Raw genomic sequence first — 23,961 nt, 5'->3', positions numbered from 1 at the left:
TTATGCGTGCAGTACTGATGGCTGGAGGTTCGGGAACGCGGCTGCGTCCGTTAACTTGCGATTTGCCTAAACCGATGGTGCCAATTCTAAATCGACCAATTGCTGAACATATTATCAATCTTCTCAAAAAACATCAAATTACGGAAGTGATTGCCACCTTGCATTACTTACCTGATGTTTTGCGAGATTACTTTCAAGATGGCAGCGATTTTGGTGTGCAGATGACCTATGCTGTGGAAGAAGACCAGCCGCTAGGTACGGCAGGCTGTGTAAAAAATATTGCTGAACTCCTTGATGAAACTTTTTTAGTGATTAGCGGGGATAGCATCACAGATTTTGATCTTTCAGCGGCGATCGCATTTCATAAACAAAAACAGTCAAAAGCTACTCTAATTTTAACCCGCGTTCCCAACCCAATAGAATTTGGGGTGGTGATTACCGATGAAGAGGGGCAAATTCGACGATTTTTAGAAAAACCCTCTAGCAGTGAAATTTTTTCTGATACCGTCAACACTGGTACTTACATTCTCGAACCAGAAGTGTTGGACTACCTGCCAGATAACATGGAATCTGACTTTTCCAAAGACTTATTCCCCTTACTACTGGCAAAAAATGAGCCACTATATGGTTACATTGCCCAAGGTTACTGGTGCGATGTTGGTCACTTAGACGCCTATCGTCAAGCTCAGTATGATGCCTTAAATCACAAGGTAAAACTCGATTTTGCCTACAAGGAAGTTTCCACAGGGTTATGGATTGGTCAAAATACTTATATTGACTCCACGGCAATTATTGAAACTCCAGCGGTGATTGGCGATAATTGCCGCATTGGGGCGAGAGTACAGATTGAAGACGGGACTGTGATTGGGGATAATGTCACCATTGGTGCTGATGCTAATCTCAAGCGGCCGATAGTTTGGAATGGGGCGATCATTGGGGATGAAGCCCATCTGTCTGCCTGTGTAATTTCCCGTGGTACTCGTGTAAATCGCCGTGCTCATGTATTAGAAGCAGCCGTAGTTGGTTCCCTTTCCACCGTGGGAGAAGAAGCTCAAATTAGCCCTGGTGTGCGTGTTTGGCCGAGTAAAAAAATTGAGTCAGGTGCTGTTTTAAACATTAACCTGATTTGGGGAAACACCGCCCAACGGAATTTATTTGGACAACGTGGTGTGCAAGGATTAGCAAATATCGACATTACCCCAGAATTTGCGGTGAAGTTGGGGGCTGCTTATGGTTCTACCTTGAAACCTGGTTCTAAGGTAACGGTTTCTCGTGATCAGCGGAATGTTTCTCGAATGGTAACGCGATCGCTAATTGCAGGTTTAATGTCAGTCGGAATTAATATTCAAAACCTTGATGCCACAGCGATTCCCATCGCCCGCACAGTTATCCCCACAATGTCAGTAGCTGGCGGTATCCATGTCCGCGCCCACCCAGACCGCCCTGATTATATCCTGATTGAATTTATGGATAACAAGGCGATTAATATCACCAAAGCCTGGGAAAAGAAAATTGAAGGGGCTTACTTTAAAGAAGATATGCGGCGGGCGCTGGTTCATGAAATTGGCGATGTGGCATACCCCAGCCAGGTGAATGACCTTTATTGTATTGCTTTTGAGAAACTATTGAATGTTTCTACTCTGAGTAACAGTCGGGCAAAAGTGGTAATTGACTATGTTTATGCTGTGTCTGGGGCTGTTTTACCCCAAATGTTAGATAAGTTTGGGGCTGATGCCGTGGTGCTGAATGCCAGTTTGAATAAAACCTCGATGACGACAACTAACCGCGAAGGACTACTAACTCAATTAGGCCATGTGGTTGAAGCACTAAAAGCTAACTTTGGTGTTCAGGTATCAGCGAACGGGGAACAGTTGATTTTAGTTGATGAATCGGGTTATCCCATCCGGGGGGAAATACTCACAGCGCTGATGGTGGATATGATGTTAACCGCTAACCCTAGAGGCACGGTAGTCGTCCCAGTTCACGCTTCTAGTGCTGTGGAACAAGTAGCCCGTCGCCATGATGGTAAGGTGATTCGCACCAAAGCAAATCCGACAGCATTGATGGAAGCTTCGCAGAAATATGCCAATGTGGTGCTGGGAGGTAGTGGCGATACTGGTTTTATCTTCCCCCATCTGCATCCTGGCTTTGATTCTATGTTCTGTATTGCCAAGCTGATTGAAATGTTGACCATCCAAGAGCGATCGCTTGCAGCTGTCAGATCAGAATTACCCCGTGTATTGTACAAAACTTATACAGTGCGCTGCCCCTGGACAGCGAAAGGGTCACTGATGCGTTATTTGGTGGAAACTCACCCAGCCCAAAATCTAGAATTAATTGATGGGGTAAAAATTTGTCAGCCCTATGATGATAGTTGGCTATTAGTTTTGCCAGATGCCAGTGAACCATTAGTACATTTATACGCCAACAGTAACGATCGCGATTGGGTAGATGAAACCTTGAGAAATTACCGCTCTCGTGTGCAAACATTCGTCGAAAGACAACAAGAACAGTACGCAGCTGAAATTTAATGTCTGAATCAGGATGAATCGGATTATGGGATGAACAGGATAGCGTAATTGTCTGAATCAGGATGAATCGGATTATGGGATGAACAGGATAGCGTAATTGTCTGAATCAGGATGAATCGGATTATGGGATGAACAGGATAGCGTAATTGTTTAAATCAGTAAATCCTCAAATCCTGATTCAGAGATTATCCAGTAAATCCTCAAATCCTATAAATCCTGATTCAGACGAGGATTAAATACTTTTTTAAACTGAAGGCTTATAGCACCAAAGTTAATAAGTAACCCCACAGGGAAATCGTAAGCTACTACATAGTTTTTCACTTGTGCTAAATGCACATTCTCTAAATTTATGACTGCTTTTAACTCTACAATTACTTGGTTTTCTACCACAAAATCTGCTCTGCGTGTCCCGACATCTATTTTGTCATAATAAATAGTTTGTTCTATTTCTCTGCCAAAATTGAAACCTGCTTTTTTAAATTCAATTTCTAAACATCTTTGATAAATCACTTCCTGAAATCCATTTCCCAGTTTATTATGTACCTTCATGGCACATCCATTGATTTTATATGTTATCTCGTCTAATTTCATATCAGGATTTACTAGATTTTAGCTAGGTTGCTTTGAGTAATTAAACCCTCAGCAAATATTATTGTGTATCATAGGTGTGTGATGATTAATTTTTGGTTGTATGTGGTTGAACAAAAACTAGATTCCTAGTGATAGTGATATGCTGACGCCAACAAACAGACAATCCGGTAAATCCTCAAATCCCATAAATCTTGATTTTAGACATTAATAATAGCATAAAAAGTCAAGTCTAGCGATACGCTGACCTGAACAAACAGACATGATATAACTCAGACAATCCTATAAATCCTCAAATCCAGTAAATCCTGATTCAGACGTTTTTCTGATCATTGGGACACAGCATTGCTGTGTCCCTGAGCATGTGGTCTAATTAATTCCGCGAATCTGCAACGCCAACACCTCTAGTAAGCAATGACACCGCTGCTATTCTGATTAGAATTACCGCGTTGTATAACATTACCCGTGCTATTGCTAGCCGATGAATTGCCGCTGGTGACGTTCGGGAACCCTTCACCTAAAACACTCTTGATTGAGGCTGGGCCACCAGTTGGTTTAGGATAGCCAGTACCTAAAACATTGTCTGCGACAGAACTACCGCCACTTACGTTCGGGAACCCTTCACCTAAGACACTGCTTCCAAAGGAATTGTTGCCAGTTAGGTTGGGGATAGTACTATTCGTATTGCCTGAGCTAGTATTTCCAGATTTGCCACCAATTATAAGCTGCTGCTGCTCTATTAATAAATCCACAAGCATCGGAGCTTTGATATTTTGACCTGACATAGTTTATCGCCTCACTTACGTGCTTAGATGGAGATACCTCCAAGAATTTAACTGTAAGCATTTTCGCTCAGGAATTCATAAATCTAAAGGTAGAAATTAAACTGGCATTTTTATTTCTAAAAGTAGATAGAATATCTGATATTTTTTGGCATCTCCAAATAAAAAATATGACTAATTTAGTTTACTAATCGAACTAAAAATATTCAGATGTGTAAGAAGGCTTAAGCAGGAAGTGCTTGAAAACTAGCTAGAATTAAATAACAAAGGCTATTCTCTAATTCCATGAGAGCAAACTTTTTGAATGTTGAAATAGCTGATGATTGCCTTTTTCAAAAAACCTACTTCACCCCTGAATAAAACCTCCAAATGGAGGAACACAGCTTCATTAAACACAAACACATCGACGGGTATATCTACGCTATAGCTGGGGCACTTGACTCCCACGTTACCATCGCCGGGTCATTTTTCGTGCCTTAGTCTAAAGTCTAGTCGTAGAGAAGGCGATCGCATTCAAAATGAATTGATCATTTTGGACTTGGTAAATATCGAATAATCGTTTCATTGCTGAACTAACCCGTTCAGTTGAGATATTTTCGGAATTCGCCAACGGTATCCGGATCTCGGCGGAGATCCTAAAAGCGTAGAGATCGCCCGGATCAATTCCTCTGGTTCAATGGGTTTGGCAATATGCTGTTGAAAGCCTGCTTGTAGCGCTTGTTGCTGATTAAAATCTCCGGCGTAGGCAGTCAAGGCGATCGCGGGAATCTGTCCGCCCTGCTCTGGTGGCAAGGCTCTGATTTGCCGCATCAACATATAGCCATCTATGGACGGCATGCCGATGTCGCTAAGGAGGACATCGGGTGGGGATTGAGTTAAGGCTGTAAATGCTTCAGCGGCAGAGGCAGATGCGATCACCCTTGCCCCTGCTTGTTCCAATAGAAAAGCCACAAAGTCTCGTGTATCGGTCTCATCATCAACCACTAAAACCTGGATACCCTTCAAATCAAGAGATGGTTCTGACAATATATAATCTAGATTTACAGTTGGCACAGATGGCATCAGTGGAAGTTTAACCGTGAATGTGGCTCCCATTCCTTCACCCTGGCTCTCTGCCTCAATAGTACCACCGTGCAGTTCAACTAAGTGACGCACGATCGCCAGACCCAAACCTAGTCCACTAACCTTCCGAGTGGTAGTGCTATCTGCTTGACGAAAATAATCAAACACATGAGGGAGAAATTCAGGAGAAATACCCATGCCGGTGTCGCTAATGGTGATTTGAGCTTGATTGTCAACCTGTTCCAATCGCACCTCAACCCGGCCGCCTGCGGGTGTAAATTTAACGGTATTGGAGAGCAAGTTCCACATCACTTGCTGCAAGCGGGTTGAGTCACCAGAAACAAGTCCGACGACCGGATCTAGCATGGTCTCTATTTGAATAGATTTGGCTTCTGTTGCGAGTCGCACAGTTTCGATTGCCGCTTTAATAGTTGATGCTAGATTAATCGGGCTGCTCGTGAGACTGAGCTTGCCCCGCAGAATCCGGGAAACATCCAGCAAATCTTCAATCAGTTCAGCTTGCAGTTTGGCATTCCGCTCAATGGTTGTCAGGGCGATCTTTGTCTTGGCCTCGTCTAGAGAGCCGTTTTGCAGCAGCCTTGACCAACCGAGAATGGGATTGAGGGGCGATCGCAATTCATGGGACAGCACCGCTAAAAATTCATCCTTAATCCGGTTGGCGGCTTGGGCTTCTTCTCGAGACGCTTCTGCTGCCGACCGTGCTTGCTGTTCTGCTTCGTATAACCGGGCATTTTCAATGGCGACCGATGCCATCTGTGCTAATTGCACCAGGATGGCTTCGTCGGTTTCAGTAAATTCACCCTCATATTTGTCTGAAAGCTGAATTAACCCAATGTTTTGTCCGTTTCTCCCTACAAGGGGGACAGCAAGCCAGCCTCGCATCGGAGGATGGTTTTCTGCCTCTTTGCCAAAGCCTCGCCATCGCGGATGTGTCTCTAGTTCTGTTTGAGTCATCCGCATCGGGCGATTCAGATGACACACACAGGCATAGATGCCAGACCCATCGGGCTTTTGATCGTAATTCCGCCAAGCCGCATACTTATCAGACAAGTAGATGGCGGTAATTGCCTGTGCCCAGTTCTGGTCAATCGTCATGCTGGTGATAGATTGGTGAGTCCCAATGATTGATGCTGCCTGATCGGTGATCACCTGCAACAGTTGTTCAACAGAAAGGGCAAAATTGATTGTCAGTGCGGCTGTGGTTAATTCCTGCAATTGTTTGACGTAGTGGCGTTCACGGGCTAGCAATTGTTCGCGTTCGAGTTCGGCTTGTTGGCGATCGCGAAGCGCGGCTTGCCGTTCGCTTACATCCAATAAAACACCATGCCAGACAATATCCCCATTTTCTCGACACTCTGGACGAGCGCTTACCTGTACCCACTTGAGTTTGCCAGAGGGTGTAACTATTCGCCACTCGTAAGACAATGGTTTTAAAGTTTGAGCGCTCTGTTTGGCAGCCGCATAATATCCGGCGCGGTCCTCAATATGAATTTGTGCAAAGTAAAGAGAGGCATCTTTTAAAACTTGCTCTGGTGTTAACTCTAGCAGGTCTTTACAGCCAAAACTGACGTACTCAAAACCAGCCGAACCATCAGAATGCTGTACAAAGGTGTAAATCATTCCCGGTATATTAGACGCTAAAGTTTGAAGTAACTTTTGGCTATGCTGTAATGCGGCTTGCGCCTGTTTAATATCAGTAATATCTGTTGCCGAACCGATGACTCCCTGCACCCCCCCCTGGGTATCCACAAAAGGTTCCACAATGGTTTTATACCAACGGACTTCCCCTTGTTTGTTGACAATCGCTTGACAGGGATAAATTTGTCGCTGTCCAATCTGCTTTACTTCTTGGTTATTAACAAGATGATGCTTCGTTTGTTCTAAAGCAACATTTGTCAAGTCGTTTTCCCGCTTGCCAATGATTTCCTCTACCTTGACTCCATAGGCCATGGCTCCTGCTTGGTTAATGGTGACAAAACGACCTTGAGTATCCTTGACAAAAATACTATTAGGCACAACATCGAAGACTTGCCGCAGGAATATTCTTTGGTTTTCTAGTTCTGCTTGGGCTTGCTGACGCTCTGCTCGCACCTGTGCGTCCCGGATTTCTCGACGCACTGCCTCTGGCAATCGGTTTAAGTTGTCTTTCATCACATAGTCATGAGCGCCTGCTTTCATCATTTCCACAGCAGATACTTCGCCGATAATGCCAGAAATGAGAATGAAAGGTATATCTTTTTGACTCTGCTTGACGATTTCTAGAGCCGCAGGCGCATTAAATCCCGGTAATCGATAATCTGAAAGGATGACATCCCAGCTACAGCGATTGAGGGCTACGCTTAGTTCCTGGGCCGTTTGGACACGCTCCCAAATGGGATTGAAACCACCGCGATGTAGTTCACGGAGAACTAACATAGCATCAGCCTCTGAATCTTCCACAATCAGCACGTTCAAGGGTTGACTCATTTTGATAAGCTCTTTGGTAATCTTTGAGTATTCCCCAACTAATATTTTCAGGACTTACGCAACTGGTGCAGCGATCGCTAAAAACAAACCAGGGGAGATAACAATTGACGAGCTAGACACTTAAGAGGATATAGACCTATTTGCTCATGACTTAGCCCGCATGATTAAGAAATGTTAATTCTTGATGGGAGTAGGGCAATATTTTGGTCAAAGAAAATGATGACGACACCCACACTTGTTAATCAAATAATTTAATATCTATGTTAACTGATTCGCCCCAAGTCCCCCACTGAATTCTGGACTCAGAATCACCGCAGCGATTGCCTGATAAAGGATAGCTTTGCGCCATAGCCCTATTTTTTTTGCTCAAACACAGATACAGTAATGGTCATGACTACAAAAAGGGGTGCTTTAGCATCAAGGGAGCGGTAGAGCCACAATTGACAGGTGTAAAAGCTTATCAATGTCGCCAGGCATAGATTCAAAGAAATTTTATTAATTGTCCAATGTTTGTCTGGTCAAAGCTCAAAAATATTGCCTATGTTACTGGAAAAACTATTTATCAACTTAAGTATACATTGCTCTCTGATTACTTAATTAATCTGCTTAAATATCCATCTGTGTTAATAACTCTAGCTTCAATATAAATTGCCCAGCGCTGTGCCAGTTGCCTAAGTCCTGATTTTTATCCCAAATGCTAGCATATTTGTCAGACAGCGCGATTTAAGCCGCGTTCAAATGGCTGGGTCATCTTCTGCCTGCGCTCAAGGGAGAGATAATCTTTTTTGAGATACCTGCTCAGTTAACTTAACTTGACAATGCCCCCAGTGTAGATAAATGAGTTAATCAAAAGTTCGGCTATTGTAGAATATAGGTATAGAGTCAACCCGGCTTTCTGCATTAGTGTACCTATTCAAGGTGGTTGAACTATGATTACAATTCCGGGTTATCAAATTCATAAAAAAATCCACGAAAGTGCTAATTCACGGGTTTATCGGGGAATTTCTGAACGGGATATTTTGCCTGTAATCTTCAAGATTTTGAAGAAACAATACCCTACACCAGAGGAAATTACCCGATATAAACTCGAATACGAAATTACACACAGCTTGTCACTGGAAGGTGTGATTAAATCTTACGATTTGCAGCAATATCAAAGTACTTTTATCATCATTTTGGAGGATTTTGGTGGTAAATCCCTAGCAAAGATCATAGCTAAAAACAGGTTTACTTTAAGAGACTTTCTCAAGTTAGCTGTTCAAATAACTAAAAGTTTAAGTGATATTCATAGCGCAAAAATAATTCATAAGGATATTAATCCATCCAATATTGTTTTTAATCCAAAAACACAACAACTTAAAATTATTGACTTTGGTATTTCAACTTCCCTATCGCGGGAGACCTTAACTCTCAAAAGTCCAACAGTATTAGAGGGAACACTGGCTTACATATCTCCAGAGCAAACAGGCAGGATGAATCGTACTCTGGACTATCGAACTGATTTTTACTCTTTGGGTGTGACCTTTTATCAATTGTTAACCTATCGACTGCCATTTGAATCGAGGGATTCCCTAGAGTTAATTCATCATCATCTGGCTCTAGAAGCGATTCCACCGCATTTTATCGATCCAGAAATTCCTGTGATGGTTTCAGAAATTATCCTGAAACTATTAGCTAAAACAGCGGAGGATAGGTATCAAAGTGCTGGGGGAATTATAAATGATTTAGAACAATGTCTGATTCAGTTACAACAAACAGGACGAATAGAGTCTTTTACCTTAGCACAACAAGATATTTCCGATCAGTTTTATATCCCTGAAAAACTTTATGGCAGAAAAAAGGAGGTTGAGACCTTATTAGCAGCGTTTGACAGAGTAGCAGGTAAAGATGACGCAAAGATGGGAAGATGCAAAGACCTAGAGAGTGAAAATGTCCCCGTGTCTTCTTCTCTAGTCGAGATGATGCTCGTTGCTGGGTATTCTGGTATTGGCAAATCAGTATTGGTGCAGGAAATTTATAAGCCGATTACACAGCAACGGGGCTATTTTGTTTCGGGCAAATTTGACCAGTATCAGCGTGATATCCCTTACTTTGCGATCGCCCAAGCATTGGAATCGCTGATCAAACAATTATTGAGTGAAGATGAAGCACGGTTGAGTCAGTGGCGAGAAAAACTCTTAGTGGCACTGGGATCTAACAGTCAAGTGATTACTCAGGTAATTCCAGCATTAGAATTGATTGTGGGAAATCAACCAGAAGTACCTGTTCTACCGCCGACGGAAGCCCAAAATCGCTTTAATCAAGTCTTCCAAAATTTCATTCGCGTCTTTACTCAGTCAGAACACCCACTCGTCATCTTTTTGGATGATCTTCAGTGGGCAGATCATGCCTCCCTGAAGCTGATTCAACTGTTAGCTACCACTGAAAAACAATCGTTGTTGTTGATCGGGGCATACCGGGATAACGAGGTAAATGCAGCTCATCCCCTGATCCAAACGGTGGAGGAAATCCGGCAGGGTGGAGGAGTGGTGAACCAACTTTCTCTGGCAGCATTGAACTTACCTGATATCAATCAGCTGATTGCCGATACATTGCACTGCCAACCAGAGGATTCCCTGCTCTTAGCCGAACTGGTGCAACTAAAAACTGGTGGCAATCCCTTTTTCATGAATGAATTTTTGAAATCTCTCTACACCGAAGGGCTACTGAAATTCGAGCGCCAAACCAAAAAATGGCAATGGTCGATAGAGCAAATTCAGAATCAGGGCATTACTGATAATGTTGTCGATTTGATGGCCAGCAAGATTCAGAAACTCAATGAACAGACGCAGCAAGTGTTGAGCCTATCTGCCTGTATCGGCAACTCTTTTAATTTAGAAACCCTAGCTTATGCCGCTGAACTATCCCAACGAGAAACCGCCCAGATTTTGGGAGTTGCGATCGCTCAAGGGTTGATTCTGCCCATGAACAATGCCCACAAATCAGTAGTCTTCGATGTGCCACTCCCTGGCAGCCCGACAATTGAATATAAATTTGTTCACGATCGCATTCAACAAGCAGCTTATTCTCTGCTTCCGCAAGCCGAGCAAATCAAAACCCATTGGCAAGTGGGACAGTGTTTATTGCAAATGACTTCCCCCGAACAGTTAGAATACAAAATTTTTGATATCACCAACCAACTAAACCTGGGCAAAAAACTGATAAAAACTCAATCTGAGCAGGATAATTTGTCTCGGTTAAACCTAATGGCAGGGGAAAAAGCCAAGGCATCAGCTGCTTATGAAGCTGCCTGGCGATATTTGCAAACTGGTTTGGATCTGCTGACAACAGATAGCTGGCAAACTAACTATGATCTTACCCTTACACTGTATAGTGCCACGGCAGAAGCCGCCTATCTTAGCGGTAATTTCGAGCAAGTAGAGCAACTGTGCCAAGAGGTACTTAATCATGCCAAAACCCTACTAGCCAGCTTAAAAGTCTACGATGTCAAAATTCAGACTTATGTTGCTCAAAGTAAATTGCTAGAGGCGATTCAGATTGGTTTACACTTACTGGAAAAATTAGGAATTTATCTCCCCATCCAGCCAACCTTTGAGGATGTTCAACAAGCAATCTCGGAAACTGCCTCAAAGTTAGCAAACAGACCCATTGAAGATTTGGTTAACTTGCCAATCATGTCTGAGCCAGAGGTGCTGGCAGCAATGCAGCTGTTGGCAAGTATGTGTGCATCAGCTTATTTGGCAGTACCTCCCCTATTTCTGCTGACTGTACTCAAGATGGTGGATTTGCTGGTTGAGTACGGAAATATGATGTTGGCTCCCTTTGCCTATGCCGCCTATGGGATTATTCTCTGTGGAGTTGTATTTGAGATTGATGCCGGGTATCAATTTGGTCAACTGGCCTTAAGTCTGCTGGAGCGCTTAGATGCCAAACCCATTCAAGCCAGAACCTTATTCCCGGTTAGTGACCAGATTAATGTTTGGAGGAAACACTTGAGAGAAAGTCTCAAGCCACTTCAGGATTGCTATCACGTTGGTATTGAGCAGGGCGATTTAGAGTTTGCTGGCTACGCTGCCATGCATTTCTGTAGTTATGCATTTGCAGTAGGTCAACCCCTGTCTGAACTACAACTTCATCTGACCAGTTATGCCCAGGCAGTGAAACAAATCAAGCATTCATCTGGCATTCATTTTATAGATATTTGCTGGCAAACTGTTTTGAACTTGATTCAGGCGGTTCCTGCACCTAGTATTTTATCGGGTCGAGCTTATGAAGAAGCAACCCGGCTACCCCAGATGCAACAAAGCAATTTTCATGGAGGTTTGTTCTATTTTTACCTGAATAAATTATTTCTGTGTTACCTGTTTGACGATGGAAAGGGGGCGATTGCAAATGCTGTTCTCGCACAAGAGTATATGCGTGCCATGACCGGCTCGGCGTTGGTTGCTATATTTCGGTTCTACGATTCTCTATCTCGACTGGCGGTGTATGCAGACACAGATCCCTCAAAACAGTCAGAGTTGCTGCAACAGGTAGCAGAAAATCAGGCAAAAATGCAAAATTGGGCGCACCATGCCCCAATGAATTATCTACACAAGTGGCACTTGGTAGAAGCAGAACGGTATCGGGTTTTGGGTGAGGTAGCGGCAGCAATGGATGCCTACGATCGCGCGATCGCTCTGGCAAGAGAAAACGAATACCTGCAAGAAGAGGCTTTAGCCAACGAACTGGCAGCAAAGTTTCATTTGGCAAAAAACCGGATAACAATCGCTAAAGCCTATCTGCAAGAGGCAAGGTATGGTTATTTAAGGTGGGGGGCAACGGCTAAAGTTCAGGATTTGGAAAGACGCTATCCCCAATTGCTAGAACTGCAATTTGAAAAAACCAGCACAGGTAAAGTTGACACTAGACAGTCGGCTACAACTAAGTTAGCAGCACTTGACCTAGAAACAGTGTTGAAAGCTTCCGTTGCGATCGCCAGTGAAATTTTGTTAGATAAACTGCTGGCAAAACTGATGACGATCTTAATTGAGAATGCCGGGGCGCAAACGGGTTATCTGATTTTACCAACACAAGACGAATGGCGGATTGAAGCAATCGGGTCGATAGGTGATCAGAAAATAGCTGTTTTGCAATCAATTCCCCTGGACTTAATCTCAACAGACGGCAATACTTACTTGCCAACTGCCCTGATTAATTACGTTGCTCGCACCCAAGAAAGCATCATCCTCGACAATGCTGCTCAATCCGGCAACTTTCAATCTGACCCTTGGATTGTGCAGCACCAATCGAAATCGATTCTTTGTGCGCCCCTGTTGAACCAGGGAAAACTGACTGGAATTGTCTTTTTAGAAAACAATCTCACCACTAATGCATTTACGCAAGAGCGAATTGAAATCCTGCGTTTACTTTCTAGTCGGGCAGCTATTTCTATTGACAATGCTCGTCTATTAAAGCATCAGGAAGAACTGAATGCCTCTTTAAGGGCGGAAATTGCCGAACGCCAAAGGGCAGAGAAAGACCGCGATCGCATGATTGCCATCCTGGAAGCATGCACCGATCATATTGGTATGGCTACCCCCGAAGGGAATGTTTTCTGGAATAACGCTCAAGCCAAGAAACTGGCAGGCATACCGCTGGATGCAGACCTCTCTAACACGATTATCTCCCAATACCATCCCCAATGGGCATTAGAAATTGTCCAAAATCAAGGCATTCCGGCAGCTATTCGAGATGGTACCTGGGTTGGTGAAACCGCTTTGTTGAGCAGTGATGGCAGAGAAATTCCGGTTTCGCAAATGATCATTGCTCACAAAACCAGGGATGGCAGTGTGGAATATTTTTCTACTATTATGCGGGATATCAGCACCCTCAAAGCGGTAGAGGCAGAAGTCCTACAACTTAATGCAGAATTGGAAGAACGGGTAATGGAGCGGACTGCCCAATTACAGTCTGCTAACAAAGCATTGGAGACTTTTTCCTACTCTGTTTCCCATGATTTGCGAGCGCCTTTACGGGCGATTGATGGCTTTTCGAGAATAATCCAAGAAGACTACAGTGAGCAACTTGATGCCGAAGCCAATCGTTACTTAAAAGTTGTCCGGGATAATGCTAAACGCATGGGTGAGTTGATTGATGATTTGTTGAATTTATCCCGTTTGGATCGCAAGGAAATATCTAAGCAGCCTGTGTTTGTCAATGAGTTGATTCAACAGGTGCTGCGTGATTTGACCCCAGAATGGTCAGGTCGTCAGATTGAATTTGCGATCGCTGATTTACCCATCTGTCAAGCTGATTTTTCCCTTTTAACACAAGTCTGGGTCAACCTGTTATCGAATGCAATCAAGTACACCCGCTACAAATCAGTTGCCCATATTGAAGTGGGTTATCAGGTTATGGATGGTGAATTTGTGTACTTTGTCAGAGATAATGGCTCAGGATTTGATATGCAGTATGCCGATAATCTGTTTGGAGTATTCCAACGTCTGCACCGCGAGCAAGAATTTGAAGGTACAGGTATTGGACTAGCGATCGTCCAACGGATTATTCAACGTCACGGTGGGCGCATTTGGGCTAAAGCAGCGGTCGATCAAGGCGCAACCTTTTATTTCACCCTTCCGAATAGGATAACCAATGACTGACCAACCCATTGATCAGCCCACCGATACATCTTTTGAGCAACCGATTTCTATTGTGTTAGTTGAAGATAATCCTGCTGATGCCGAACTAGCTATGCGAGCATTACGTCGCAGCAGAATTGGAAATCAAATCCAATGGCTTCAAGATGGAGCAGAAGCCCTCGATTTTCTCTTTTGTCGGGGGGATTATGCCCACCGTACCATGACGAATCAACCCAAAGTCATTTTGCTGGATTTGAAACTGCCAAAGGTGAATGGATTGGAAGTTTTACGGCAACTGAAGTCTGACCCACGCACTCAAACGATTCCAGTTGTGGTGCTGACTTCTTCTGCCGAAGATCGTGATGTGATCGAGAGTTACCAACTGGGCGTGAATAGCTACATCGTCAAACCTGTCGATTGTGAACAATTCAACCATGCAGTCCAGCAGCTTGGGTTTTATTGGGTCTTGTTTAACACCTTCGCGTAATTTCCCGTCCTCAACTCTTAGTAGGTCGGGGATGTAAGCGAGTCATGGCTTAGTCTAAACTCCAGTTAATTATGCATATGCCATATTTAGATACCTTTGCCCAGCCTTGTTACTTTTCTGTTTTTCCCAAGAAATTGTGGTGTCGATAATTTCGTCTAAATCATCGTGCTTTGGTTGCCAACCCAAAACTCTACGGATCTTATCAGCACAAGCCGCAACACAGGCAGGATCGCCCGGACGACGTGGTGCGGCAATAACGGGAAAATCTACACCAGAAATAGCCTTGACTCTTTCAATAACTTGTCGCACGCTGTATCCTTGCCCGTAACCGCAGTTAAAAATTTGGCTTTCCCCTCTTTTTTCTAAGTAATCCAAAGCATTTAAGTGAGCAGTTGCCAAATCCTCGACGTGGATATAGTCTCGGATTGCGGTTCCATCGGGTGTAGGAAAATCAGTACCAAAAATTCGTACTTCCGGCTTGCGCTTGAGTGCCGCATCACAAGCAGCCCGAATCAAGTGAGTAGCATTCGGTGACATTTGTCCCAATAGTCCACGTGGTTCGGAACCTGCTACATTAAAGTAACGTAGAATTACATAGCGCAGTGAAGATGCTGCCGCATAGTCCTGGATCAGCCATTCACTCATCAACTTGGAACGTCCGTAAGGATTAATGGGCTGTGTAGGGTTCAACTCAGTAACAGGATTTTCTGCCACTTCTCCATACACTGCGGCTGTGCTGGAAAAAATGAACTTGTTCACACCCATAACGCTACAGCAGCGCAGCAAATTTAAGGTGTTGCGGGTGTTGTTCGCATAGTAATCGAGGGGATGAGCTACTGATTCTGGAACAATCAGACTAGCGGCAAAGTGTAAGACGGCGCTGAATTCATGCTGGGCAAAAATTTGATAAAGACGCCCGGTGTCTGCTAAATCGCCAATAATTAGTTTCCCGTGTAGTACAGATGCTGGTGAACTTGTAGAGCAGTTGTCGTAGACCACGACATCATAACCAGCTTCCCCCAGTTGACGAACTACATGGGAGCCAATGTAACCAGCACCGCCAGTTACCAATATTTTCTTCTTCATTTGTTTTTCCTTATCTACCTTTACCTAACAAAACAACTCGAATGGTTTTGAAGGCGATCGCTAAATCCAACCAAATGGAATAATTTTTGATGTAATACAGGTCGTAAGCAAGCTTTTCGTAAGCATCTTCAATAGATGCTCCATAGGGATACATGACCTGTGCCCAGCCTGTAATTCCCGGTTTTACCAGATAGCGTACTTCATAGTAGGGAATCGCTTCTTTGAGTTTGACATCAAATTCTGGTCGTTCTGGACGAGGGCCAATCAGACTCATTTCCCCCTGTAAAACATTCCATATTTGGGGTAATTCGTCAATACGTAACAAACGCAGCCAGTATCCGACTCTGGTGATCCGTGGATCGCGTTGACTAGCCCACTGCGCCCCAGACTTTTCTGCATCCTGATACATGGAGCGAAATTTATAAACTCTAAATGGTTTACCGTACAATCCACTTCGCCGCTGACTGTACAACACTGGGCCAGGACTATCTAATCTAATTAGTAATGCAACCAACAACAGAAGTGGTGCAACTAATACTAGCAACAACAGGATCAATATGAGGTCAACAACGCGCTTCAGTTTCATGCTGAAGTAACCAGGCATTAGGTTAAAACCATCGCTAAAAGCCAACCATTTATCCTGTAGCAGCGATGAAGGTAGTTTATACCAAAATGTTTCGTAAACATCCGGCAATGTGTAAACCGGAATGCCTCGCAATCGCATCTGCATTAACTGTTGCGCAAGAGATTTGGAAAAATTTATCTGGGCTGTAACTATGACCCCAGACCAGGGTTCTTGGCTCCATTGCGATAACTCGCTCAGATTTCCCTGATAACTCAAATTGCTTTTTGGTAAGTCTATGGTTTTTTGATTTTCCTCTGCTAGAACAGTCAGCTTTCCTAAAGGATTAAGTCCCAGCAATTTTTGGGCAAATTTGATGGCATTCTCCCCTGCTCCTAGTATTAACCAATGACTTTTTCGGGCGTGCGTTCGCACCCACTTTATTGCCACCAGGCGCAATATTACTGCCCAGATAGTAAAGATTCCTAAGCTAGGTAGAAAGATACTCCGCCACAATACCGGGTTATGTTTGGCAATACCTGACAAGTAAATTAGGGCAGAAATGAAGAAGGCGATCGCAATGTTACAAATAATAATTCGAGCAGGCGCTCTTAAACCTGCAATTTGTCGATCTGGATGGTACGCATCTCCTAAATAGAATGCTGCAAGTATCATGCCAACAAATCCATAAGGCAATGGATTGAGCCAATGTAAGGGTTGATCTAAGCGCAACCATTGGGCGATCGCTAAACAAATGAGCAATCCAAAAATATCCCCTAACAAGAGCAATATCGGTAGGCTGCGGACTATATTTGGCAGCCTAGTATTCGCAGGGGGACTAACATAAGTTGTAAGCATCATTTATTTTTCTGATTCTTCAGTATTTTGGTATTGATTTGTTTGTTAAAGGCATCAATAAATTCAAACATGGTAATACTAAAGACTAGCAATTTTGTGTCAAAGCCTACATCAACGAGAAATCTTTGTAATGCTCGGTTTTTTAAAACTGGTATTGCTTGTTACAAATTGCTAGGGTAATTATCAGTCAGTTTCGGTAATATGTCCTACAGGCAGACATCTTACTTACGTTAACTGTCTGAACAAAACTAGAAGATTCCGGTTTGATTCTTGCTCAATATACTGAAGCTTAACCGTTTATTAGACGGGGCTTAAGGTTTGGGACTTGTTTAAAAATCAAATAGGAGCACCAGACTTTGTTCCTTTTATATTTGCATGATGCCATGAATGTAGTCAATATGAACTTGATATTTAAATATTAGCGTAGATTTACTTTCAGAGTATGTACTGATTCAGCAGGATCATTGTATCTTGTCAATAATACCCAGGTAATATAAAATTCCAATAAAGAATATTTAAAATACCTTGACATTTAGATAATATTTCTGGGATAAAACTAAAAAGATGTAACAAAAAAAGTACTTTTAGGAAAATAGCGAAAATAACTGTTGTTTTTTATACAATCTGATTCAATAGTAATTAAACCTCAGTATGTCCAAAGGACTATCTTGGACTACCAAAATTGTGAAGCAAAATTAGTCAGTATTTTAGGTATTCGCAACAGATTCCATGCCCTCTAACCAAGAAGACCAAAACTCCCTAGATTTGCAACAATACTCGCTGATTCTGAAAAGGCGCTGGCTAGTCATAGCTGCGGTGACTGCGTCTGTTTTTGGACTTTCAGCTTTAATTGCCATCAGACAAAAACCAATTTATGAAGCAGAAGGCAAGTTGCTTTTCAGTAAAACTGACCGCGTTTCTTCGCTGACAAGTCCCTCGGCACAAGTTGGAGAGTTGAGCAGTGTGACTCAACAAAGCAGCCCGTTGGATACAGAAGCAGAGGTAATTCGTTCTAACCCAATAGTTGAGAAAACTATCAATAGTCTCAACTTGGTAACAAAGCAAGGATCACCCTTGGAAATAGATGAGTTTCTCAAAAAAATCAAGGTTAAGAGTGTTCGGAGTACGGATATTTTGGCGATTTCCTACAAAAGTAGCAATCCCAAAGAAGCCGCAGATGTTGTGAATTTGCTGATGAGATATTACCTAGAGAACAATATTCGCATTAACCAAACCCAAGCGACAGCGGCAAATAAGTTTTTGAGTAAGCAATTGCCTGAAGTTGAAGCCAGGGTAGTCAAAGCAGAGGCAGCTTTGCGTCGGTTTAAAGAAGAAAATCGGGTAATTGCCTTAGACCAAGAAGCAACAAAAGGAGTGGACAGACTCGCAGATTTATCAGACCAGATCACCCAAGCCCAGGCAAATTTAACGGATGCTGCAACTCGCTCACAACTTCTGCAACGTCAATTGAGATTGAATTCGCAGCAGGCTGTGGATCTGGGGAATTTAAGTCAATCAAAAGCTGTGCAGGACGTATTAACAGAATACCAGCAGGTGCAAAACCAGTTAGCAGTAGAACATACTCGCTATACAGATGAACATCCGATGATCGCTAATTTGGCGGCAAAAGAAGCAGCCCTGAAAAAGCAGCTAGAAACTCGAATTTTTGAGAATGCAGGTTCTGAAAAATCTGTAGCAGCGCAGAATTTAGGCATGGGAGAACTCAAGCAGACCCTACTGGCGCAACTGGTACAGTCGGATGTAGAACGGTCAGCATTAGCTAACCGAGTCGCCGTTTTGCAGAATGCATACGCACTTTCCCAAAGACGATTGAGTGTCTTACCCCAACTGCAAGAAAAACAGCAGCAGCTAGAGCGACAGTTGCAAGTAGCGAGATCTACCTATGAAGAACTGCTAAAGCGATCGCAAGAAGTCGAGGTAGTAGTAAATCAGAATGTCGGTAACGCCAGGGTAGTATCTGCGGCTTTACTTCCGAAAAAAGCTGTTTCTCCCAAAATTGCCCTTTATCTCGCCTTGGGTGGATTTTTGGGAATTTTGCTGGGTGTAGGGATAGCTCTGATGTTAGAAGCTATGGATCAATCCCTGAAAACTCTTGAGCAAGCCCAGCAGTTACTAGGTTATCCTTTACTCGGTACGATTCCTCACTTGGGTCAAAAAGCTAAAAATGGTGGGGAAGCTTTAATCGAACTGCCGGTGAGAGATAATCCATATTCGGGAGCAAGTTCAGCCTTTGAGATGCTTCAGACGAACCTGGACTTTACCATCTCTGATAAACCACTAAAAGTAATTGCCGTAGTTAGTTCAACTCCGGGTGAAGGCAGATCATTTGTGGCAGCGAATCTGGCAGTAGCTAAGGCACACATGGGACGCAGAATTCTATTAGTAGATGCGGATATGCGTCACTCCTGCCAACAGGAAATCTGGAAATTATCTGACCCAGTCGGACTAAGTAATGTTTTAGTTGGTCAAGCGGAATTTCGCAGCACCTCCCAAGAAGTATTAGTTAACTTGGATCTACTAACGGCTGGGACAATTCCACCCAACCCCGCAGCATTGCTAGACTCGCAGCGCATGGCTTTGTTAATTCAAGAGGCTGCCAAAGATTATGATTGTGTGATTATTGATACTCCTGCCTTGAGTTTGTTTAGTGATGCACTGATGCTGGGCAAGATTGTAGATGGGATCTTGCTGGTTGTACGTCCTGGAGTACTTGACTGTGCTGTTGCTAAGAGTACAAAGATGATGCTCGAGCAAGCGCGATCGCGCGTTTTGGGAATGGTGGTGAATGGAGTTACTGCCGATAGTGGTTATATTTCCTACAGCCAGAAGGGTTATTACGACAAAAATAGCAGCGATGCCTACGGCGGCAAGCTACGCAATGGTAAGGGTGAACTCAAGTTTCCCAATACACGCATTTCCTAATCCTTTGATGGCGGTTTAGTTTAACTCTTCTAGTTTTCTACGGTAATGCTTGTATTAAAAGAGAAGATTTTTGGTGAAAAACAGCTTACTTAAGAACGGTTTTTACAACTCAATCACAGGATTAATCAAAATAGGGCTAGGCATACTGGTTATCCCGATACTAATCCGCTTGTTGGGAATTGAAGAGTATGGACTATGGACCCTAGCTTCTGCTGTGGTGGTAATGGTTACTTTAGCTGAAGCCGGTCTTTCTACAGCCACAACCGTATTTGTCTCCCAAGACTTAGGAAAGAAAGATGTTGATGGTCTGTCACAAACCTTGACTGTAACTTTTGGGGCAATGCTGATCTTGGCAACTTTAGCAGTAGTTGCTCTTTGGATGGGTGCTGAACCGATGATGAATTTATTTCCTAAATTGGGACAGTTACAACAGTTAAAACTTATACAGGCTATTCAAATTGGTGGGTTAGTAGTAGCAGCGCGATTGTTGCAACAAATCTTGATTGGTGTCGAACAAGCTCATCAGCGTTATGACTTGATGAATGTGCTGAATACAATGCAGTCCGTGCTACTCAATGTCGGAATGTTGATTGTCGTATGGCTAGGCGGTCGCACCGTTGAGTTAATGCAGTGGCAGGCTGGAATTGGTGTCGTGAGTTTGTTCAGTCATATCTGGGTAGTGCGATCGCTACTCGAAAGTAGGAATCTTCGTCTGAGTTGGAATCAACAAAAAGCAGTAGCAGTAGGAGGCTACAGCTTAATGATGTGGCTAAATACATTGGGCAGTATGCTTTTTAGTCGAGGCGATCGGCTGATTGTCGGCAGCTTGCTAGGTAGTGAAATGCTTGGAGTATATGGAGGAATTACTGATATCACCGCGCAAATCAACTCATTTTCTGCATTACCTGTACAGCCTTTACTTCCAACTTTAAGCAATCTATTCGGACAGCAAAATATTAATCAGCGTCAACTGGAGCAGCAACTTAAACAAGCTACCCAAATCAATGGATTAGTTGCTTTAGGAATGGGAGCCACTCTCATAACACTTTCTCCATTAATTCTCAAACTATTATTCTCTGAGCAAACTGCAAGTCAATATTTAATTACATTCTGTATTGCCACAGCAATTTACGCAATTTATTCATGTCATGCTGTCGGCTACTACTCTTTGTTAGCGACAAATGCAGTTAAAACTTGTGCATTAATTCAGCTACTAGGCAGTTTATCGTCACTAGGATTAATTTTCATTGGTGCTGATAATTTTGGCTTAACAGGAGCAATTCTCGGTAATTTGGGATATCTCTCCACCTTTTTAGTAACTGTATTTGGCATGAAACGTTTATCTGTTTCTTATTCTCTCTGGTTCAAATGCTTATGGTTCCCATTAATTTGGTTTTTTATGGTTGTGCTATTGAACTTTAAGCTGCCAAATGATTATATCTTAAGATGTATTATATTTCTGATACAGACAACTATTTTAGTGACATGGTTTGCTATTAGTAATAACTACAATTTTTCAGTTCTCAAAAGATATATTGCTGCTAAAAAATAAGGTTTATGACTTTCATTTTGCGATTGATTTTAAATTAAAAACAATTAAGGTTGGTATTCATGGATATAATAATTTGTACTTACAACAACGATAATTTACTAGATCGTGTTCTGACAGCCCTTTCATTATCAAAAGTATCTCCTGGCTATCAATGGACAGTTTTAGTTGTAGATAATAACTGTACAGATGATACTGGTGCTGTTGTTGAAAGACATATCAATTTACAACTAATACCTGGCTTGCGTAGGATAGTAGAGCCAAAACAAGGATTAACTCACGCCCGGTTGTGTGGAATTAAAAATACAACTAGTGAATGGCTCGCTTTTGTTGATGATGATTGCCTTTTATCAGCAGACTGGATAGATAAAGCAAGACAATTTGCGGAAACTCATCCAAATTGTGGTACTTTTGGTGGCAAGGTAGTTCTCGATTGGGAAATAACTCCTTCGCCCATCCTTGTCAAACATTCAGGTAAATTTGCTGCCAATGAGCGCGGCGAAACTTCACAACAATTAAATCGGCGTAATTACCAGATTCCAGGTGCAGGTTTGGTTATGCGTAGAACTGCCATTGAGAAAAGTGGCTGGTTGGATAAACAATTACTCAACGATAGAGAAGGAAAAAAATTAAGTGCGGGAGGAGATTCTGAGATAGTTTTGCGAATTCTGAACGCAGGTTATGAACTTTGGTATACACCTGATTGTGTGCTGCACCATTTCATCCCCACAAAGCGGATGTCAGAAACTTATCTTTTTAACTTAATGTATGGTTTTGGTGCCGCAGCGCCTTACATTGCTGTGATGCGTTGGCACCGTTCTTATTATCTTTGGTTGCTTGTATCTATTTTACGAATTTTCAAAGGATTTTTGCAAATAATTGCTTGCTATGTTAAAGCTTTAATCAATCCGAAGAATCAAGCAGAAACATTGATTATGTGGAATTGGACTAAAGGTCAAATTCATAGTTTATTTACTATTCTCAGGATGAGAAAAGAAGAACATATCATCTGGTTAAGCTTATTTCAATAACCTTTGATTGCCTCAGCATAAAACATAGAATTAGATAATGAATTTAAATTTATCAATTGTCCAAACCAACTATCAAAAGTACATTTTTCTATTTGTTGGAATATGTATATGGGTAAAAATTCCGATAGTTGGAGTTTTACCCTTACTTTTATTTGTATTTCTCAATAAAAATTCAAAATCCTATAGCCTAGACAGCTTACTCAATAATTCTATACTTCTGCTAGTTGCAGTCACCGTCACTCTTTTCTGTTGTCTTATTGATGTTCAAGCTGATACAGAGTTATATTTAATAGCATATCGAGATTGTAGTGGTGATAATCCCATAGCCTGTTTTCAATCAACCAATTATCCATTTGAACCGGGGTTTTATTTTCTCGCTTCTCTAATATTTATTATTTGTAATGGTTCGGACATGGGCTTTCTATTAAGCTGGTCTTTTATAATTAATTTTCTGACTATTTTTGTGATCTGTAAGGGATTTTCCCAAAAAAATTATGCTTTACTGATATTTTTTGTTTTACTAAATCCTACATTTTATCTTCAAGCATTTATCATGCGCCAATTTATTTCAAGTGCTTTTTTTTTGTGTGCATTAGTTTCTAAAAAGAATAAATTTACTTGTGTATTATTTTTGTTTTTGAGTATTGTTAATCATTACTCTATACTTCTTTATTTACCTGTAATAATCCTGCAATTTATCGATGTAAATAGCTTGTTACAGCATAAATTGTTTAATAAAATTAGTGGAATTCTTAAAAATTTAAGTATTATTTTATTTATGTTTGCATTAATATATTCTGTTAATCAAGCTACTATCGCATCTATTTTTGATAAAATTAGTAGCATTCCCCAACTTAGTTTTTTAGCCGCTAAAAGTTCATTTTTCGTAAAAAACCAACTAGCAAGTATAGGTTTTCTAGCTCATTTAGTACTTGTAGCATTTCTTGGTTATTTTTATCTAAACCTCTCACGAGATAATTACACTGAAACAAGTTTAAATTCTGTCCTTACCTTAGAAGAAAAACGTTTAGACCTAAGTATGTTATATCTTTATGTATTGCAGTCAATTTTATTCTTATTCACCCGCAATCTTGATTACCTCCCTTTGAGATTGAGCCTGATACTTCTATCCTTTTTAGGAATTTTCTTCTATTTACCTCTAGAAAGAAAAAGTAAGCTGAAACCACCGATAAAATCTCTCTCTATGGTTACTTTAGTTGCATTAATGTTTAGTTATTTTATTTATTTTTTACAAGCTAACTCAGGTAAAAATGTTACTACATTTAATTATTTAGAAGGTCGTCTGTTTACAGCATCTATTATAGATTACATTGATCTGGCTATTTCTCGGTGGTAAATAACTCACTCTAAGTTT

At 42.0% G+C, this 23,961-nt stretch carries 12 protein-coding genes; 7 read left to right on the top strand and 5 right to left on the bottom strand.

Annotated features, from left to right (window positions below; all coding sequences use genetic code 11):
* Positions 1 to 2 precede the first annotated feature (2 nt).
* Positions 3 to 2,531, top strand: a complete 2,529-nt coding sequence (locus CYLST_RS22155) for a mannose-1-phosphate guanyltransferase (protein WP_015209973.1) — start codon at positions 3 to 5, stop codon at positions 2,529 to 2,531.
* A 207-nt stretch (positions 2,532 to 2,738) separates the two neighbouring features.
* Here the strand turns inward: CYLST_RS22155 and CYLST_RS22150 are convergent, their stop codons facing one another.
* The 3 genes from CYLST_RS22150 to CYLST_RS33625 all read right to left on the bottom strand — a co-directional run bounded on the left by CYLST_RS22150 (position 2,739) and on the right by CYLST_RS33625 (position 7,450).
* On the bottom strand, positions 2,739 to 3,122 hold the full coding sequence (locus CYLST_RS22150) for a GxxExxY protein (protein ID WP_015209972.1): 384 nt from the start codon (positions 3,120 to 3,122) through the stop codon (positions 2,739 to 2,741).
* 401 nt (positions 3,123 to 3,523) lie between these two features.
* Positions 3,524 to 3,904 (bottom strand): hypothetical protein, encoded by a 381-nt coding sequence (locus tag CYLST_RS22145; RefSeq protein ID WP_015209971.1) that lies wholly within the window; start codon positions 3,902 to 3,904, stop codon positions 3,524 to 3,526.
* A gap of 558 nt (positions 3,905 to 4,462) precedes the next feature.
* Entirely contained in the window at positions 4,463 to 7,450 is a 2,988-nt protein-coding gene (locus tag CYLST_RS33625) for a response regulator (protein WP_015209970.1), read from the bottom strand.
* A gap of 929 nt (positions 7,451 to 8,379) precedes the next feature.
* On the opposite strand from CYLST_RS33625, the gene CYLST_RS22135 reads away from it, so the two are divergent.
* Both CYLST_RS22135 and CYLST_RS22130 read left to right on the top strand, forming a co-directional pair.
* Complete coding sequence (locus CYLST_RS22135; RefSeq protein WP_015209969.1) at positions 8,380 to 14,091, top strand: AAA family ATPase; 5,712 nt, start codon at positions 8,380 to 8,382, stop codon at positions 14,089 to 14,091.
* The gene (locus tag CYLST_RS22130) at positions 14,084 to 14,557 is read left to right on the top strand and encodes a response regulator (RefSeq protein WP_015209968.1); all 474 of its coding nucleotides are present in this window, start codon (positions 14,084 to 14,086) and stop codon (positions 14,555 to 14,557) included. The genes CYLST_RS22135 and CYLST_RS22130 overlap by 8 nt, the downstream gene beginning before the upstream one ends.
* Positions 14,558 to 14,626: 69 nt before the next feature.
* Here CYLST_RS22130 and galE read toward each other — a convergent pair whose 3' ends face one another.
* Positions 14,627 to 15,643: a UDP-glucose 4-epimerase GalE gene (galE, locus tag CYLST_RS22125; protein WP_015209967.1), complete on the bottom strand. Its 1,017-nt coding sequence runs from the start codon at positions 15,641 to 15,643 to the stop codon at positions 14,627 to 14,629.
* A 10-nt stretch (positions 15,644 to 15,653) separates the two neighbouring features.
* Positions 15,654 to 17,066, bottom strand: coding sequence for a sugar transferase (locus tag CYLST_RS22120; RefSeq protein WP_015209966.1), 1,413 nt, complete (start codon positions 17,064 to 17,066; stop codon positions 15,654 to 15,656).
* Positions 17,067 to 17,792: 726 nt separating this feature from the next.
* On the opposite strand from CYLST_RS22120, the gene CYLST_RS22115 reads away from it, so the two are divergent.
* The 4 genes from CYLST_RS22115 (at position 17,793) to CYLST_RS22100 (ending at position 23,943) form a co-directional block, all read left to right on the top strand.
* Positions 17,793 to 20,006, top strand: a complete 2,214-nt coding sequence (locus CYLST_RS22115; protein ID WP_015209965.1) for a GumC family protein — start codon at positions 17,793 to 17,795, stop codon at positions 20,004 to 20,006.
* 73 nt (positions 20,007 to 20,079) lie between these two features.
* The gene (locus tag CYLST_RS22110) at positions 20,080 to 21,558 is read left to right on the top strand and encodes a lipopolysaccharide biosynthesis protein (RefSeq protein WP_015209964.1); all 1,479 of its coding nucleotides are present in this window, start codon (positions 20,080 to 20,082) and stop codon (positions 21,556 to 21,558) included.
* A 59-nt stretch (positions 21,559 to 21,617) separates the two neighbouring features.
* Positions 21,618 to 22,586 (top strand): glycosyltransferase, encoded by a 969-nt coding sequence (locus CYLST_RS22105; RefSeq protein WP_015209963.1) that lies wholly within the window; start codon positions 21,618 to 21,620, stop codon positions 22,584 to 22,586.
* Between the two features lie 37 nt (positions 22,587 to 22,623).
* A complete protein-coding gene (locus CYLST_RS22100; RefSeq protein ID WP_015209962.1) occupies positions 22,624 to 23,943 on the top strand; it encodes an EpsG family protein in 1,320 nt (439 codons plus the stop codon).
* Positions 23,944 to 23,961 lie beyond the last annotated feature (18 nt).

The sequence above is a fragment of the Cylindrospermum stagnale PCC 7417 genome (genome assembly GCF_000317535.1).
Taxonomy (GTDB): domain Bacteria; phylum Cyanobacteriota; class Cyanobacteriia; order Cyanobacteriales; family Nostocaceae; genus Cylindrospermum; species Cylindrospermum stagnale.
Note: the sequence above shows the minus strand (reverse complement) of the source record. Positions and strands in the feature narration are given on the sequence as shown.